Raw genomic sequence first — 15,827 nt, forward strand, 5'->3', positions numbered from 1 at the left:
CTTCGCCCTTCAAACCCGCCCGCCGAACAGGGGGCTGACGAGCCGGTGGATCTCCGGTGACGGCTCCATGCCCAGCTCGGCGCGCAGCCTGGTCCGGTATGCCCGGTACTGGCGCACGGCCTGCGCGGGGTTGCCGTCCTCCAGGTGCAGCTGCACCAGGGTGCGGTGGGCGCTCTCCCTCAGCGGGTCGCTCTGCACGGCCGCCAGGGCGGCCTGGTGCGCGCGGTGGCGGTCGCCCGCGGACCTGAACCGGGTGCTCAGCGCCTCCAGCGCGCGCAGCCGAGCCTCCCGCCACCAGTCCTGCTCGGCCAGCAGCCACGGCTGGCTCCAGCCGGGCAGCAGGTCCGCCTTGAGCAGGGCGACGGCCTCCGGGTCGGGCGGCACCGCGTGCGCCCCGGCCGTCGCGGCGAACCGGCACGCCCGGTGGAAGTCGACGTCGACCGCGTCGTCCAGGCGCAGCGCGTCCTCGGTGGGCGCGACCAGCGGCGCGCCGGACGAGGCCAGGCGCCACAGCGTGGAGCGCAGGCACGCTGCGGCCCGGCGGGCGGTCGCCTCGGGCCACAGCACGGCCGCCACGACGACGCGGCTGACCGGCGCCTGCCGGACGGCGAGCAGGGCCAGCAACCGGCGGGCACCCGGTATCACGTGCAGCGGTGCGGGGCCGTGCTCCAGGACGAAGCCGTCGAGGAGCCGGATCGTGGTGCGGGGGCTGGGCTCGGCGAGGGGTTCACTCATCGGTACTGCCCATCTACACAGGGTGCTCGGGCCGCACGGGTGCCCGCGATTCCCCGACCCACACCATCGCCCACCGATTTTTTTCGCGACGTGACCAGCACGGGTGACACGGCGGTGACGCGGCCGTGGCGCACCGGGGCGCACCCGGTCATGCGCCGTGCCTAGCTTCGGAGCCCTGATCGGAACCCAGGAGGCGAGATGTTCCTGCACACCAGCAGGCTTCAGTTCGAGGCCAAGCCCAGCGCGCCGGACGCCCTCTTCGCGCGCAAGCTCCAAGAGCTGATCGGCGGCGCGTGGGGCGAGATGACCGTGACCATGCAGTACCTGTTCCAGGGCTGGAACTGCCGCGTGGAGGGCAAGTACAAGGACCTCATCATGGACGTGGCCACCGAGGAGATCGGCCACGTCGAGATGCTGGCCACGATGTGCGCCAGGCTGCTGGAGGGCGCGCCGTCGGAGATGACGGCCGAGGCGGTCAAGGACCCGGCCGTCGCGGCGGTGCTCGGCGGCATGGACGTGCAGCAGGCCATCGTCAGCGGCGGCGGCCCCACCCTGTCGGACAGCAACGGGGTGCCGTGGAACGGCCGCTACATCGTGGCCAGCGGCAACCTCATGGCCGACTTCCGGGTGAACGTGGCGGCCGAGGCGCAGGGCAGGCTCCAGACCGCGCGCCTGTTCAACATGACCGACGACCCGGGCGTGCGCGACATGCTCAAGTTCAACCTCGCCCGCGACACCGCCCACCAGAACATGTGGCTGGCCGCGATCGAGGAGCTCCAGGAGGACGGGCTGGAGGGCCCGATCAGCCCGAGCGCGCTGTTCGACGAGGAGCACCAGGAGCACGCGGGCACCATCTGGCACAACTCCGACGGCGTGCACGGTCCCGAGGGCCGCTGGGCGTCCGGGCCCGCGCCGGACGGCTCGCACGAGTTCTCCTACCTGATGGACCCCGAGCCGCTGGGTGACAAGGCGTCCGCGCCGCCGCCGGACCCGATGCTCTACGCGACCAGCCCCGCGAACCTCGGCCTGATCGAGAAGGCCATCAAGAAGCTCGCCCCCTGATCACGCGTGGTGGCCACCCGTCCGGGTGGCCACCACCCGAACACGGAAGGACGGCGGGATGGTCGGCATCTCGGTGACGTCGCCGGTGGTGGCGCGGCTGCGCTCGGCGGCCGTGGTCATGGGTCCGGCGTTCGTGGTGGCGGTCGCGTACGTCGACCCGGGCAACTTCGCGACCAACATGGCGGGCGGCGCGACCCACGGCTACCTGCTGCTGTGGGTCATCGTCGGCGCCAGCGGGTTGGCGATGTTCATCCAGTACCAGTCGGCCAAGCTCGGCGTGGTCACCGGCCGCAACCTGCCGGAGCTGTGCCGCGAGCACTACTCGCGCCCGGTCACGGGCATGCTGTGGGTGCAGGCGGAGCTGGTGGCGATGGCCACCGACCTGGCCGAGTTCGTGGGCGCGGCGGTGGCGCTGAACCTGCTGTTCGGGGTGCCGCTGCTGCCCGCCGCGCTGATCACGGCGGTGGTGTCGGCGGGCATCCTCGCGCTGGCCCCGCTGCGCAGGCGGCGGTTCGAGTCGGTGATCGTGGGGCTGCTCGCGATCGTCCTCGGCGGCTTCCTCTACCAGGCGTTGCAGCTCGGGCCGCCGACCGGCGCGGTCGCGGGGCTGGTGCCCGGCTTCGCGGGCGTGGACAGCGTGCTGCTGGCCACCGGGATGCTCGGCGCGACCGTGATGCCGCACGTCATCTACCTGCACTCCGCGCTCACCCAGCGCCACCACACCACCGACCCGGTCGCCCGGCGGCGCACGCTGCGGGCCAACCGCACCGACATCGTGGCCGCGCTGGGCGTGGCCACCCTGGTCAACGTGAGCATGCTCGTCGTGGCCGCCGGCGCGTTCCACTCCACCGGCGCGCCCCGCGAGTCGCTGGAGGACATGCACAGCGGCCTGGGCGACCTGCTCGGGCCGGGCGCGGCCCTGGCGTTCGCGCTCGCGCTGCTGGCCTCGGGCCTGGCCGCGTCCAGCGTCGGCACCTACTCGGGCCAGGTCGTCATGGAGGGCTTCCTGCGCCGCCGCATCCCGCTGTCGCTGCGCAGGCTGCTCACCATGGCCCCGGCGCTGCTGATCCTGGGGATGGGCGTCGACCCGACGAAGGCGCTGGTGCTCAGCCAGGTCGTGCTGTCCTTCGGCATCCCCTTCGCCCTGGTCCCGCTCGTGCTGCTGGGCCGCCGCCGGGACGTGATGGGCGATGCGGTGAACCGCCGCGCCACCACGTGGTTCGGCGCGGCGGGCGCGGTGCTGATCTCCGGGTTGAACGTGTTCCTGCTGGTCCGGACCGTCACCGGCTGAGGCGGCCGGGCAGCGGGACGGTCTCGCCGCGGCCCACCGGGAGCAACGACACCGGTGGGCGGCGGCGCTCGACCTCGCCGACGAAGTCCGACAGCGGGGACTTCATCAGGCCGTAGTCGTCGTAGTGCACCGGCACGACGTGCCGCGGGCGCAGCAGCTCCAGCAGGTCCACGCCCTGCGCGCCGTCCATGGTGAGCAGCAGGCCGAGCACCTTCGTGCCGCCCAGGTGCACCACGGCCACGTCGATCTCCGGGTAGCGCTCGCGGATCTCGCGCAGCTCGTCGTGCACGAGGGTGTCGCCGCTGAGGTAGACGCGCAGCGGCGGGGCCGCCGGGGTGGCCCGGTACTCGACCATGGTGCCCATCACCGGCGGCAGGACCCTCGCCACCGCGCCCAGGGCGTGCCGCCCCGGCAGGGACGTGATGGTCACCGACGCCTCGCCCCTGGTCAGCGTCTCCCGGCCCCAGGTGCGCAGGCCCAGCGCCTCCCGGAAACCGCGCCTGCCGAGCCTGCGCGCCGCGTGCGGCGTGGTGAGGACCGGCAGGTCGTGGTCGAGGCCCCGGGCCGCGACGCGGTCGAAGTGGTCGCCGTGGAAGTGCGACAGCACGACCGCGTCCAGCGGCGGCAGGTCGTCGACACCGACGGCCGGGTCCTTGAGCCGCCGCGACACCAGGCCCTGCCCGAAGTAGCTCCACTGGCCGCGGCGGAGGAAGTTGGGGTCGGTCAGCAGGGTGAACGGCCCCAGCTTCAGCACCGTCGTGGCGTTGCCCACGAAGAACAGCGAGTTCTGCTCGTCCATGCCGGCGGGATAACCGGCGGGCGGCCGTTCAACCGCGCCACCGGCCTCCGGTCACACGTTGCGCCGGTACTGCCCGCCCACCTCGAAGAACGCCTCGGTGATCTGCCCGAGCGTGCAGACCCTGGCCGCGTCCACGAGCACGGCGAACACGTTCTCCCCCGACGCGGCGGCCTCCTTGAGCCGGCGCAGGGCGGGCCCGGCCTCGGCGGCGTGGGCGGCGGCGAACGCGCGGGTCCGCTCGACCTGCGAGCGCTTCTCGTCCTCGGTGGCGCGGGCCAGCTCGATGGTCACCGGCTCGCGCGACCCGTCCTCGGGCAGGAACGTGTTCACGCCGATCAGCGGCAGCGACCCGTCGTGCTTGCGCTGCTCGTAGAGCATCGACTCGTCCTGGATGCGCCCGCGCTGGTAGCCGGTCTCCATCGCGCCCAGCACGCCGCCGCGCTCGGAGAGCCGGTCGAACTCGGCGAGCACCGCCTCCTCGACCAGGTCGGTCAGCTCCTCGACGACGAACGAGCCCTGCAGCGGGTTCTCGTTCGCCGACAGGCCCCACTCCTTGTTGATGATGAGCTGGATGGCCATGGCCCGGCGCACCGACGACTCGGTGGGCGTGGTGATGGCCTCGTCGTAGGCGTTGGTGTGCAACGAGTTCGTGTTGTCGTACAGCGCGCACAGCGCCTGGAGCGTGGTGCGGATGTCGTTGAAGTCCATCTCCTGCGCGTGCAGCGACCGGCCGGAGGTCTGCACGTGGTACTTGAACTTCTGCGACCGCTCGTTGGCGCCGTAGCGCTCGCGCATGGCGATGGCCCAGATGCGCCGGGCCACCCGGCCGATGACGCTGTACTCGGCGTCCATGCCGTTGGAGAAGAAGAACGACAGGTTCGGCGCGAAGTCGTCGATCGACATGCCGCGCGCGAGGTACGACTCGACGTAGGTGAACCCGTTGGCCAGGGTGAAGGCGAGCTGGCTGATGGGGTTCGCGCCGGCCTCGGCGATGTGGTAGCCGGAGATGGACACCGAGTAGAAGTTGCGGACCTCGTTGCGGATGAACCACTCCTGGATGTCGGCCATCATCCGCAGCGAGAACTCGGTGGAGAAGATGCACGTGTTCTGGCCCTGGTCCTCCTTGAGGATGTCGGCCTGCACGGTGCCGCGCACGGTCGACAGGGCCCGTGCCCGCAGCTCGGCGGCCTCGTCCGCGGACGGCTCCCGGCCGTGCTCGGCGCGGAACTTCCCGACCTGCTGGTCGACGACCGCGTTGAGGAAGAACGCGAGGATCGTCGGCGCGGGGCCGTTGATGGTCATCGACACCGACGTGGTGGGCGAGGTGAGGTCGAAGCCCTCGTAGAGCGCCTTCATGTCGTCCAGGGTCGCGATGGACACGCCGGACGTGCCGATCTTGCCGTAGACGTCCGGCGGGGTGTCGGGGTCGCGGCCGTAGAGGGTCACCGAGTCGAACGCGGTGGACAGGCGGGTGGCCTCGGAGCCCTTCGACAGGTACTTGAAGCGGCGGTTGGTGCGGAACGCGTCGCCCTCGCCCGCGAACATCCGCGCCGGGTCCTCGCCGTCGCGCTTGAACGGGAACACGCCGGCGGTGTACGGGAAGCGGCCGGGCAGGTTCTCCTCGCGCAGGAACCGCAGCAGGGTGCCGTCGTCGTCGTAGCGGGGCAGCGACACCCGGCGCACCCGGTTGCCCGACAGCGTCTCGCGGGTGAGCGTCGTGCGGATCTCGCGGTCGCGGACCTTGACCACCAGCTCGTCGCCGCCGTAGTCCTCCACCGTCCTCGGCCACTCGGCGAGCAGCGCGGCGGACACCGCGTCCACCCCGCGTTCGGCGGCCTCCAGCAGCCCGGTGATCGCGGTGGTGTCGTGGCCGGCCGCCGCCAGCTCGTCGCGGGCGGCCCGCAGGTGCGCGGCCCGGCGCACGGCGTCCACGTGGGTCTCGGTGGCGCGGTGGTAGCCGCGCACGGTCTCGGCGATCTCGGCGAGGTAGCGGGCGCGGTCGGCGGGCACGACGGTGGCCGCCGACGTGGACACCTTGCGGTCGACCGCCGCCAGGGCGCCCTCGGCCACGGGCAGGCCGCGTTGCGCGAGCCCGTCGCGCAGGTGCTGGTAGAGGGCGGTCACGCCGTCGTCGTTGAACGTGGCGGCGGACGTGCCGAAGACCGGCATGTCCTCCCACGACGCGCCGAACGCCTCGCGGTTGCGCACGAGCTGGCGGGCCACGTCGCGGCGGGCGTCCTCGGCGCCCCGGCGCTCGAACTTGTTGATCGCGACCACGTCGGCGTAGTCGAGCATGTCGATCTTCTCCAGCTGCGACGCGGCGCCGAACTCCGGTGTCATCACGTACAGCGAGAGGTCCACGAACGGCACGATCGCCGCGTCGCCCTGGCCGATGCCGGGCGTCTCCACGACGACCAGGTCGAACCCGGCGGCCTTGCACACCAGGATCGCGTCGGACAGCCCGTCGGGCACCTCCGAGCCGGCGCGGCGGGTCGCCAGCGAGCGGAAGAACACGCGGTCGCCGTCGAGGCAGTTCATCCGGATGCGGTCGCCGAGCAGCGCGCCGCCGCCCTTGCGCCGGGTCGGGTCGACGGCCAGCACGGCCACCCGCAGCTTGTCCTGCTGGTCGAGCCGGAAGCGGCGCACCAGCTCGTCGGTCAGCGAGGACTTGCCCGAGCCGCCGGTGCCGGTGATGCCGAGCACCGGCACGGTCCGCGCCGCCGCGGCGGCGGCCACGCGCTCCCGCACGTCGTCGGGCAGCGCCCCGGCCTCGATGAGCGTGATGGCGCGGGCCAGCACGTCGTCCGCGCCGGTGAAGAGCCCCTCCCAGGAGGACGGCGGGCGCTCGGCCAGCGGGTGGTCGCACGCCGCCACCATGGTGTTGATCATGCGGGCCAGGCCCAGCTCCTGGCCGTCGGCCGGGGAGAAGATCCGCGCCACGCCGCGCGAGTGCAGCAGCTCGATCTCCTCGGGCACGATGACGCCGCCACCGCCGCCGAAGACCTTGACGTGCCCCGCGCCGCGCTCGTTGAGCAGTTCGACCAGGTAGGTGAAGTACTCGACGTGGCCGCCCTGGTAGGCGCTGATGGCGATGCCCTGCACGTCCTCCTGGACCGCCGCGTCGACGACCTCGCGCACGGACCGGTTGTGGCCGAGGTGCACCACCTCGGCGCCCTGCGACTGGAGGATGCGGCGCATGATGTTGATCGCCGCGTCGTGGCCGTCGAACAGGCTGGCGGCCGTGACGAAGCGGACCGGGTGCTGCGGGGTGTGCAACGGGCTGGCGGCGGTCACGACGGCTCCTTCGACGACGACGACGTGCTCCAGATTACTAGGACATCCGTCTATCGGAAGTGCAACCGAAGTGGCGCGGCTCACTCCCCTCCCCGTTCCCGGTCAGAGGGAGCGGGCGCACGCCTCCACGAACACCCGCACGGCCTCCCGCTCGTCGTCCGTGCGCCAGACCACCGCCAGCCTGCTGGGCGAGAGCCCGAGCACGGGCCGGTAGACGACGTCGTCGCGCTGGTGGGCCTCGGCGTTGCCCGCCGACACCAGCACCACGCCCAGGCCGGAGGCCACCGCCTCGAACGCCTCGTCGGTGGTCGACGCCTCCCCGCCCACGCGCGCCGGGGTCGTGCGGTGCTCCAGGGCGAGCCAGAAGTCGCGCAGCGGACCGGCGGCGCGCGGCAGCGCCACGAACGGCTCGTCGGCCAGCTCGTCGAACGGCACCTCGGCGAGCGCCGCCAGCCGGTGCCCGTGCGGCAGCGCGACCCAGCGGTCCTCGGTCGCGATCACCCGCCAGGACAGCTCGCCGGAGCCCGGCACCGGCAACCAGGCCACGGCCACGTCGACCTCGCCACCGGCCAGGCCCACCGCGGCGTCGTGCCACGGCACCTGCCGGAACCGCAGGCCCCAGCCCGGCAGCAGCTCGCCCATCCGCGCCGTCACCGACGGGATGAGGCCGCGACCGATGCGGGTCTGGAAACCGACCACGAGCACCGGTTCGGACCCGGCCGCGGCGAGCACCGCGCGCCGGGTCGCGTCCCACTCCTCCACCAGCGCCCGCGCCCGCGGCAGCAGCTCGCGACCGGCGGGCGTCAGCGCCACCGAGCGCCGGTCCCGGTCGAACAGGGTGACGCGCAGCGACAGCTCCAGCTGCCGGATCTGCTTGCTCAGCGCCGGCTGGGAGATGAACAGCCGGTCGCGGGCGGCCAGGGTGAAGCTCAGCTCCTCGGCCACCGCGATGAAGTAACGCAGGTCACGGACACGCACGTCCATAACCAACAGTTATATCAGCGGGTCTTGGACTGGGGACAGCGGAACAGTCACGATATGTGCATGGAACCCGACGCACCGTGCCGCACGTCCCCGCGGCACCCGCGTCGGACGCCCGTGCCCGCCTGATCCCCACACCGGATCAGGCGGGCACGGGCGACGGTCGCCGGCCCCGCCCGCGCCCCGCTTCCCCAGCAGCGGGCACGGGCAGGATCAGTTCCACCAGCTCGCGCGCGCTGCGCGCGGGGCCGTCCACGCCCAAGGCTTGCACCGAGGCGTAGACGCCCTCCATCACCAGCGCGAGCTTGTCGGCGAGCGCGCCCGGTTCGACGACGCCCTCCAGCTGGCCCGTCAACTCGCCGAACCGGGCGCGCATCCACTCCTTCGTGGCCACGGCCTTGCGGTGGGCGGGCAGCTCCGGGTCGGGGAACTCCGCCAGTGCCATCAGGAACGGGCAGCCCCGGCACCGGCTCGGGTGGACCTGCACGATCAGCTCGTCGAACGCGGCCAGGACGCGCTCGCGCGCACCTCGGCCGTCGGCCTTCGTGGCCTCGCTGAACCAGGCCCGGTAACTGGTGTCCGCCCGCTCGACGTAGGCCGCGACCAGTTCGTCCTTGGACCGGAAGAGCCGGTACAGGGTGGTCGGCGCGACCCCCGCCTCGGCGGCCACGCGATCCACGCCGACCGCGTGGATGCCGTGCCAGTAGAACAGCTCGTGCGTCACGCTGAGGACGTGCTCACGCGTTTCGGCGGCGGAACGGCGCACCTGTACCTCCCGGCGGCGCTTCGTTGGGGAACTCTCCCTACCTGTATTCCAACGTAGCACCAGCCGGCTCGCCGCGCGGGGGTGGAAGTGGAGCGGGGGGTGGAAGTGGAGCGGCGCTGACCCACTTCCGGTGGCGGATCAGGCGTAGGGCCTCAACCGCCACTCCTCGCCCTCGGCCTGCGTGGCCGCCTCGCGCAGCTGCCCGTACCCCTGGGCGGCCGACACCAGGGTCACGTGGTGGTGCCAGCCCCGGAACGAGCGGCCCTCGAAGTGCCGCAGGCCGTACTCCTCGGTCAGGCGGGGGACCTGGGCGTCGACCTTCCGGTCGGCCCGCAGCAGGCCGACCAGCTCGCCGATGCCGGTGGACCCGAGGTTGGTCACCCACACCGCGCGCGGGCGGGCCTGCCCCGCGGGCCACTCGGCCAGCACGTGGCGCAGCCAGGGCGACCGGCCGGGCCGCCCGTCCGCCTGCCCCGAGTACCCGGTCAGCGTGGCCACCACGAACTCGGAGGTGGTGACCGCGCCGGTGACCTCGTCCCGCACGCCCAGCGAGGTCCGGCCGGACCGGGCCGCCGCCGCGACCAGCTGCCCGATCGTGCGCGGCTGGTTCGGCGCGCCGACCAGGTTGACCGGCGCCACCGGCGTGCTCGTGGACACCTGCGCCAGGTAGCGCATGCCCCTCTCCTCCAGGCCGCCGAGCAGCGGCAGCAGGCCGGGGTCACCGCTGAGGTCGACGACGACGGGAGCGGCGGGCAACCCCCAGTTGCCCGTCATCTCGTCGAAGCAGTCGAGCAGGTACTGCCAGGTCCGCCTGGACCGCTCGTCCTCCGGGACGCGGGTCTTGGCGCGGCGCTCCACGTCGTCGTCCCACGCCTTCGGCATGACCAGCCGCCAGTTGACCGGCACCGCGCCCTGGTCCCCCGCGAGGAAGACGCCGACGGCGCGCTGGCAGTTGAGCATGCGCCCGGCCGACGGCGCGTACTGCCGGGCGACCGCCACCGAGTTGTCCCCGTTCTTGGGGAACACCACCTCCTTCACCACCCACGCCCTGGGCCGCAGCGCGCGGTCGACGCGCCCGGCCAGGCGGCCCCGCACCGGCGCCCACGCCCACGGGCTCTGGTTCACGAACTGCTGCAACGACTGGTCGGCGTCCCGGCCGACCACCATCTCCGAGATCCTCCGGATCGACTTCCGCCCCGGTACGAGGAGCAGCCCCCTGACGTAGGTCTCGGCCCAGCGGCGCTGGTCGGACCTGCCCAATGTCGTGAACAGCTCGTCGCAGTACTCAGACAGATCGAATAAATCGGACGGGTCGGCGCCCGCCGACACCGCTTGGAACATGTGCACAGTTCGTCCCCTCCAGCAATCGGATAGCCGTCGAACGAACCCCCCAGGGTGCGTTCGCCACTTGGTCTGAGCTAGGCACAGCACATTCCGAAGGAGATCTCACGGCATCACAAATACACCGTCGTGCCCGCGGTCACACCGCCGCTCCCGATAGCTCCAGCACCACCGGCTCGCGGCTCCGCGCACGGACGGCAGTCCCTCATCATGATCGCCCCAGTCCCCCAGCAGCCGGTCTGCACAGACCGGTCGTCCCCGGTGCGCAACAACGCGCCGCGGACTTCCACAGATTTTTCAAGACGTGGACGGTAATTGTCCAGACTTGACTTGTGGTGGCATTCCCGGTTCCAGTGACCGCGCATTCGGCTTTCCGCATCCCACCGCGAAGCGCGCACAACCGGGCCGGGCGACCACCGGTGGTGCGCGGTCGCCCGGAAAACGGAGGTCACGGTGTCGGCCCCCCAAGCCGACCTTCTCCGCGATCCCTCTACGTAATGAACCGAATTACATTCGCATTACCGGCGGGCAACGGCACGGAGCGCTCGCCCTCGACCGGCCCGGCCGGCGGGGACGACCGGCGCCGAGCGCCGCGCACCCCTGGAACAACACCGGACGAGCCCCCCGTGGCGGCAGACGTGACCATCGACCCTCCCCGTCGCAGTTTCACCGCAAGGTAGCCAGACATGCGCCGAGAGGCCATCGTGAGTCGCCGGAGCGCCACCGGAGCTCCGCGTTCCCCCAGGTGAGCCGGGTCGCCTCGCGCGCGCCCGGCACGCCGGCGCGCGGAGCGCCCGCACTTCGTCAAGTCCGCGGGACGCGCTCACAGCGGCAGGTGCAGGACGACGGTCGCGGGAGCGAACTCCGGCGACTCGACGGGCACCAGCCGGAGCTCCCGCACCTCCGCCCCGGGACGGCGGAAGCGGCGCACCCGCGACCGCCGCTCACGGACGATCCTCTCATCCCACCAGTGCCGGAAGCGCGTGCTCGCCGCCGACAGTTCGGCCACCCGCCGGGCGACCTCCTCGTCGCCCGGCGCCCGCGCCACCTCGGCCCGCCAGGCGGCCACCGCGTCGCGCGCCTCGTCCTCCCAGTCGACGACCCGCTCCCGCGCCACCGGCGAGGTGAGCAGCCACGCCAGCAGGTTCCGGCCGGTCACGGGCAACGCGCCCCAGTCGTCGTACCAGGCCGCCGACGCGGCGTTCCACGCCAGGACGTCCCCGTGCCGCCCCACCGCGTGCACCGGGTGCGGGTCGTCGGCCGCCGCGGCGACCAGGCACTCGACCAGCTCCTCCGCCGACGTGTCGCCGACCAGCGGCCGGGGACGCGCGACGTGGCCGTGCACCAGGACGTGCGCGTAGCGGCGCTCGTCCTCGCTCAGGCGCAGCGCGCGCGCCAGGCTGTCCAGCAGCTCCACCGAGGGCCGCACGTCGCGGCCCTGCTCCAGGTACGCGTACCAGGTGGGGCTGATCCCCGCCAGCACGGCGACCTCCTCCCGGCGCAGGCCGGGCGACCGCCGGCGGGCACCCGCCGGGAACCCGGCGCCGGCCGGGTCGAGCCGCTCCCGGCGGCTGCGCAGGAACCGGCCCAGTTCGGCCGGTTCCGCGTTGTGCGTTGCCACTCTGCTGTTCACCTCCCCGCGGACGCGGCGAGGCCCCCGCGTCGTTCCGGCAGGAGCACTCGGAACGACGCGGGGGCCCGCGGACGCGCACCGCTCTCAGCTGGTGTGGTTGTACTGGTAGGACGGGTCGGCCGCGTGGTCGTCGTCGCCGAACTCGGTGACGACCTTGTCGGTGACGTGGATGTTGACCATCTTGGCGTTGCCCGGTCCGAGGTTGGTGAACGCGTGCGGCACGCCGGTGCGCACGATCAGCACGTCCTCGGGCCCGGCGTCGCGCACCTCGCCGTCCGCCTCCACGCGGACGCGGCCCTCGATGATGATGAAGACCTCGTCGTACGGGTGGCTGTGGCGACGCGGTCCCCGACCGGGCGCGACGTCGACGATGAACGCCGACGACGTGGTGCCGTGGGCGCCACCGTCGAAGATGTGGGCGGCCACCTCACCCGCGATGCGCACGGTGGGCAGGCTGTCCTTGCTGACGACCTCCACGTGCTCCTCCTTCCTCCTGGCTGTCCCCGGGAGCCGCCCGGGGCGCGGTTGCTCAGAGCCGGAACAGGCCCGGGTCGGACACGACGACGTCCAGCAGCACCGGACCGTCGGCGTTCAGCGCCCGGCGCAGGGACGACTGGAGCTGCTCCGGGGTCTCGACGCGCTCGCCGGCGATGCCGAACCCGCGCGCGAGCTGCGCCATGTCGACGCCGCTGAGGTCCCAGCCCTCCCGCCACGCCTTCTGGCTCACGTCGTCCAAGTAGTACTTGAGCGACAGGTAGCCGGAGTTGTTGGGGATGACGAACGTGACCGGGAGGTTGTACTTGCCGGCCGACCACAGCGCCTGGATGGTGTACTGCGCCGAGCCCTCGCCGACCACGACGACGGTGCGCACGTCGGGCCGGGCGACCGCGTAGCCGACGGCGCCCGCGAACGGGAAGCCCAGGGCGCCGGAGGCCGTGGCGTAGTAGCCGTTGTCCGGCCCCAGCGGGATCTGCTCGTGGAACGGGGCGCGGCCGATGGGCAGCTCCTCGAACACCTGCGCGTCGGAGGGCAGTTCCTGCGACAGCACGTGGAACAGGTAGGGCTCGGTGATCGGGGTGGACGCCTCGGGCGTGGGGATCGGCTCGGCCAGCGGGGCCAGCGGGACGCGCTGGCGCTGCGGCAGCAGGGTCACCAGGTCCCGCACGAACGCGGCCGGCGGCGTGACGTAGGCGTCGGCCGCCATGGACCAGGCCGCCGCCTCGGGGTCGTCGGTGACGTGGATGAAGCGGGTGTCCTCCGGCAGCTTGGGCGCGTCGCTCTGGTCCAGCGGCGCGGGCGCGGTGGAGAACAGGTCCGCCGTGGTGAACAGGGTGAAGGTCGGGCTGCCCAGCACGATGACGACGTCGTGCTCGCCGAGCTTGGCGTTGATCAGCTCGGGCAGCGGGGCGAGCACCCCGCCGAACAGCGGGTGGTTCTCCGGGAACGCGCCGCGCGGCCACACCGGGCTGCCGTAGACGCGGGCGTTGAGCCGTTCCGCCATCTTGATCAGGTCGCGCCGGGCGCCGCCGATCTCCACGCCCGGACCGGCGACGATCGCCGGGTTGGCCGCCGAGTTCAGCGCGTCCGCCACGCCGGCGAGCACCTGCGGGTCGGGCACGACGGCGGCCTGCACGTTGCGCACCTTGTACGGCGCGGAGTTGCCCGGGCGGACCCAGTCGTCCTCGGGCACGCCGACGTACACCGGGCCGGCCGGGGCCTGCTTGGCGATGTGGTACGCCTTCTCGATCAGCGCGGGCACGTCCTGCGGGCGCGCGGCCTCGGCGGCCCACTTGATGTAGGGCTGCGGGAGCTGCGTCGCGCTGGGGGCGTTGAGGAACGGCGCGCCCTGCTGGAGCTTGCGCGCCTGGAGCCCGCCGATGATCACCATCGGGGTGTGGGCGCTGGCGGCGGTGTAGATGGAGCCCATCGCGTTGCCCGTGCCGGGCCCGCCGTTGATGATCACCAGGGACGGCTCGCCGGTGGCCTGGGCGTACCCGTCGGCCATGCCGACGACGGTCGCCTCCTGGAGGCCCATGATGAAGCGGAAATCGTCGGGCCACTGCTCGAACAATTTCATCTCGGTGTGGCTGGGATTGCTGAAGACGGTCGTCATCCCGAGCTGCCGGAATACTTCCAGCGCGTCTTCCCGAACGGTGCGGAACCCGTTGCCATCCGCGGTCACGATCACCACGCTCCTGTAGAGGTTCAAAACGTTCTTCCGGACCGGACTACGATCGCTACCCTCTGCCGGGCAGGGCTTGCGGACAAGGCAAGTACCGTGGTCGAGGGGCACTTCGTCAGCTGTTCGGCCGACCTCACGCAGTGCGCCGGGACGGCCTGCGACGCCTTGTCCGAGCACCTTCTCCGGAGAACTGTGTAATCCGCGCCCGGCCCCTCATCGACGGCGGGCGATCCGATCGGCGATTCGCCTTTTCGGCACGGCCGGGACCCGGATGACACGAGCAGTGAGGATGCGCGATGAGCAGTGAGCGAACCCGCCAGGTGGTGGAGAAGTACTTCACCGACCTCGAACGGGGCGATGTCGATTCGGCACTTCAGGCGCTGTCGCACGCCATCGACTTCGAGTTGCCGGTCGACCGGTACAACGAGGTCATCCCCTACCTCGGCCGCCACGTCGGCCTGCCCGCCGTGCGCAAGGCGTTCGCGGTGCGCGGCGAGACCACCGAGGTGCTCGACTACGCGTTGCGCGACGTGCGCGCCGAGGGCGACACCGCCTACGCGGTGATCTACACCCGGGCCGCGCACACCCGCACCCGCCAGGAGTTCGAGATCGAGGACGTGCACAAGCTCGTCGTCGACGACGGTGGTCGGATCGTGTCGTGGAAGGTCTACTTCGACCCGAACACCGAGATCGCGGCGTTCAACGCCGACCGCGAGGAGCGCCTGGTCGCGGCCTGCTGGGCCGGTGACCGGGACACCGTCGCCGAGCTGCTGCGCTTCGGCGCGGACGTCGACCACCGCGACCCCGTCAGCGGCCTCACGCCGCTGCTGATCGCCGCGGGCCGCGCGGACGCGGCGCTGACCCGGCAGCTCCTGGCGGCCGGCGCCGACGTGCACGCGGTGGACAGCGGCGGTGGCGCGACCGCGCTGCACAAGGCGTGCCAGGGCGGCGAGCTGGCCGTGGTGGAGGCGCTGGTCGAGGCCGGCGCGTTCATCGACGTCGTGACCCCGACCACCGGGCACACGCCGGTGATGGACGCGGTGTGGTTCAAGAACCCGGAGATCGCGAAGTACCTGCTCGACCGCGGCGCCGGCCTGAACACGAGCACCCACTACGGGTTCTCGCTCCAGCAGCACTTCGAGTACGAGCTGAACGTCAACACCACGGGCAAGGACAAGATCCTGCTGGCCCACCAGTACATCCAGGAGCGCCAGGCGTCCGACGAGCGGCGCGCCGCGGACCAGCTGCTGATGGCCGCGACGACCCAGGGCGACGTCCAGGGCGTGCGCAAGCTGCTCGGCGACGGCGCGCCGGTGGACGAGCGGTTCCCCGTCGTCAACGGCTTCAACGACGCGCACACCCCGCTGCTGGTCGCCTCCCGCGACGGGCACACCGAGATCGCCCGGCTGCTGCTGGAGGCGGGCGCGGACGTCAACGCCACCGAGCCGACCTTCGGCGCGGTGCCGCTGCACAAGGCTGTCTACAACGGCCACGTCGAGCTGACCCGGCTGATCGCCGGGTGGCCGGGCGTCGACCTGGACTTCCAGGGCGCCACCAACGGCTACACGCCGCTGCACGACGCCCTGTGGCACGGCTACGAGGAGTGCTCCCGGATCGTCATCGACGCCGGGGCGCGGCTGGACCTCGTGGGCCACGACGGCAAGACCCCGCTGGACCTGGCGACCGAGGAGTTCGGCGCCGACCACCCCCTGACCGAGCTGATCCGCGCGAAGGTCGGCTGAC

12 protein-coding genes are annotated in these 15,827 nt (G+C 72.3%); 3 read left to right on the forward strand and 9 right to left on the reverse strand.

Annotated elements, in window-relative coordinates:
• Window positions 1-9: 9 nt before the first annotated feature.
• Complete coding sequence (locus ACRAKJ_RS23115) at window positions 10-735, reverse strand: BTAD domain-containing putative transcriptional regulator (protein ID WP_438923746.1); 726 nt, start codon at window positions 733-735, stop codon at window positions 10-12.
• A gap of 198 nt (window positions 736-933) precedes the next feature.
• Here ACRAKJ_RS23115 and ACRAKJ_RS23120 point away from each other — a divergent pair, with 198 nt between their 5' ends.
• Together ACRAKJ_RS23120 and ACRAKJ_RS23125 are read left to right on the forward strand one after the other, a co-directional pair.
• Entirely contained in the window at window positions 934-1,797 is an 864-nt protein-coding gene (locus ACRAKJ_RS23120; RefSeq protein WP_438923747.1) for a manganese catalase family protein, read from the forward strand.
• 58 nt (window positions 1,798-1,855) lie between these two features.
• Window positions 1,856-3,088, forward strand: coding sequence for an Nramp family divalent metal transporter (locus tag ACRAKJ_RS23125; protein ID WP_438923748.1), 1,233 nt, complete (start codon window positions 1,856-1,858; stop codon window positions 3,086-3,088).
• On the opposite strand, the gene ACRAKJ_RS23130 is transcribed toward ACRAKJ_RS23125, so the two are convergent.
• From ACRAKJ_RS23130 to mdlC, 8 genes are all read right to left on the reverse strand, one after another.
• Window positions 3,078-3,887, reverse strand: coding sequence for an MBL fold metallo-hydrolase (locus tag ACRAKJ_RS23130; RefSeq protein ID WP_438923749.1), 810 nt, complete (start codon window positions 3,885-3,887; stop codon window positions 3,078-3,080). The genes ACRAKJ_RS23125 and ACRAKJ_RS23130 overlap by 11 nt on opposite strands.
• A 51-nt stretch (window positions 3,888-3,938) precedes the next feature.
• Window positions 3,939-7,181, reverse strand: coding sequence for a fused isobutyryl-CoA mutase/GTPase IcmF (gene icmF, locus ACRAKJ_RS23135; RefSeq protein WP_438923750.1), 3,243 nt, complete (start codon window positions 7,179-7,181; stop codon window positions 3,939-3,941).
• Window positions 7,182-7,283: 102 nt separating this feature from the next.
• Window positions 7,284-8,165 (reverse strand): LysR substrate-binding domain-containing protein, encoded by an 882-nt coding sequence (locus ACRAKJ_RS23140; protein ID WP_438923751.1) that lies wholly within the window; start codon window positions 8,163-8,165, stop codon window positions 7,284-7,286.
• Window positions 8,166-8,304: 139 nt separating this feature from the next.
• Window positions 8,305-8,928, reverse strand: coding sequence for a TetR/AcrR family transcriptional regulator (locus ACRAKJ_RS23145; protein ID WP_447008654.1), 624 nt, complete (start codon window positions 8,926-8,928; stop codon window positions 8,305-8,307).
• Between the two features lie 138 nt (window positions 8,929-9,066).
• Window positions 9,067-10,269: an IS701 family transposase gene (locus ACRAKJ_RS23150; RefSeq protein ID WP_438925239.1), complete on the reverse strand. Its 1,203-nt coding sequence runs from the start codon at window positions 10,267-10,269 to the stop codon at window positions 9,067-9,069.
• An 823-nt stretch (window positions 10,270-11,092) separates the two neighbouring features.
• A complete protein-coding gene (locus tag ACRAKJ_RS23155; protein ID WP_438925238.1) occupies window positions 11,093-11,890 on the reverse strand; it encodes an MmyB family transcriptional regulator in 798 nt (265 codons plus the stop codon).
• Window positions 11,891-11,986: 96 nt separating this feature from the next.
• A complete protein-coding gene (locus ACRAKJ_RS23160) occupies window positions 11,987-12,379 on the reverse strand; it encodes a cupin domain-containing protein (RefSeq protein ID WP_438925237.1) in 393 nt (130 codons plus the stop codon).
• A 52-nt stretch (window positions 12,380-12,431) separates the two neighbouring features.
• Window positions 12,432-14,084: a benzoylformate decarboxylase gene (gene mdlC, locus ACRAKJ_RS23165; protein WP_438925236.1), complete on the reverse strand. Its 1,653-nt coding sequence runs from the start codon at window positions 14,082-14,084 to the stop codon at window positions 12,432-12,434.
• Between the two features lie 296 nt (window positions 14,085-14,380).
• Between mdlC and ACRAKJ_RS23170 the strand changes: the two genes are divergently transcribed.
• A complete protein-coding gene (locus ACRAKJ_RS23170; protein WP_447008655.1) occupies window positions 14,381-15,826 on the forward strand; it encodes an ankyrin repeat domain-containing protein in 1,446 nt (481 codons plus the stop codon).
• Window position 15,827: the final 1 nt, after the last annotated feature.

It is taken from the genome of Saccharothrix sp. DSM 118769 (assembly GCF_052936295.1).

What these genes read in the sequence shown, in the direction of transcription:
- ACRAKJ_RS23130 (WP_438923749.1), bottom strand. Translation starts at nt 3,887, where the DNA reads ATGGACGAGCAGAACTCGCTGTTCTTCGTGGGCAACGCCACGACGGTG.
- ACRAKJ_RS23115 (WP_438923746.1), bottom strand. Translation starts at nt 735, where the DNA reads ATGAGTGAACCCCTCGCCGAGCCCAGCCCCCGCACCACGATCCGGCTC.
- ACRAKJ_RS23150 (WP_438925239.1), bottom strand. Translation starts at nt 10,269, where the DNA reads ATGTTCCAAGCGGTGTCGGCGGGCGCCGACCCGTCCGATTTATTCGAT.
- ACRAKJ_RS23120 (WP_438923747.1), top strand. Translation starts at nt 934, where the DNA reads ATGTTCCTGCACACCAGCAGGCTTCAGTTCGAGGCCAAGCCCAGCGCG.
- ACRAKJ_RS23140 (WP_438923751.1), bottom strand. Translation starts at nt 8,165, where the DNA reads ATGGACGTGCGTGTCCGTGACCTGCGTTACTTCATCGCGGTGGCCGAG.
- ACRAKJ_RS23125 (WP_438923748.1), top strand. Translation starts at nt 1,856, where the DNA reads ATGGTCGGCATCTCGGTGACGTCGCCGGTGGTGGCGCGGCTGCGCTCG.
- ACRAKJ_RS23170 (WP_447008655.1), top strand. Translation starts at nt 14,381, where the DNA reads ATGAGCAGTGAGCGAACCCGCCAGGTGGTGGAGAAGTACTTCACCGAC.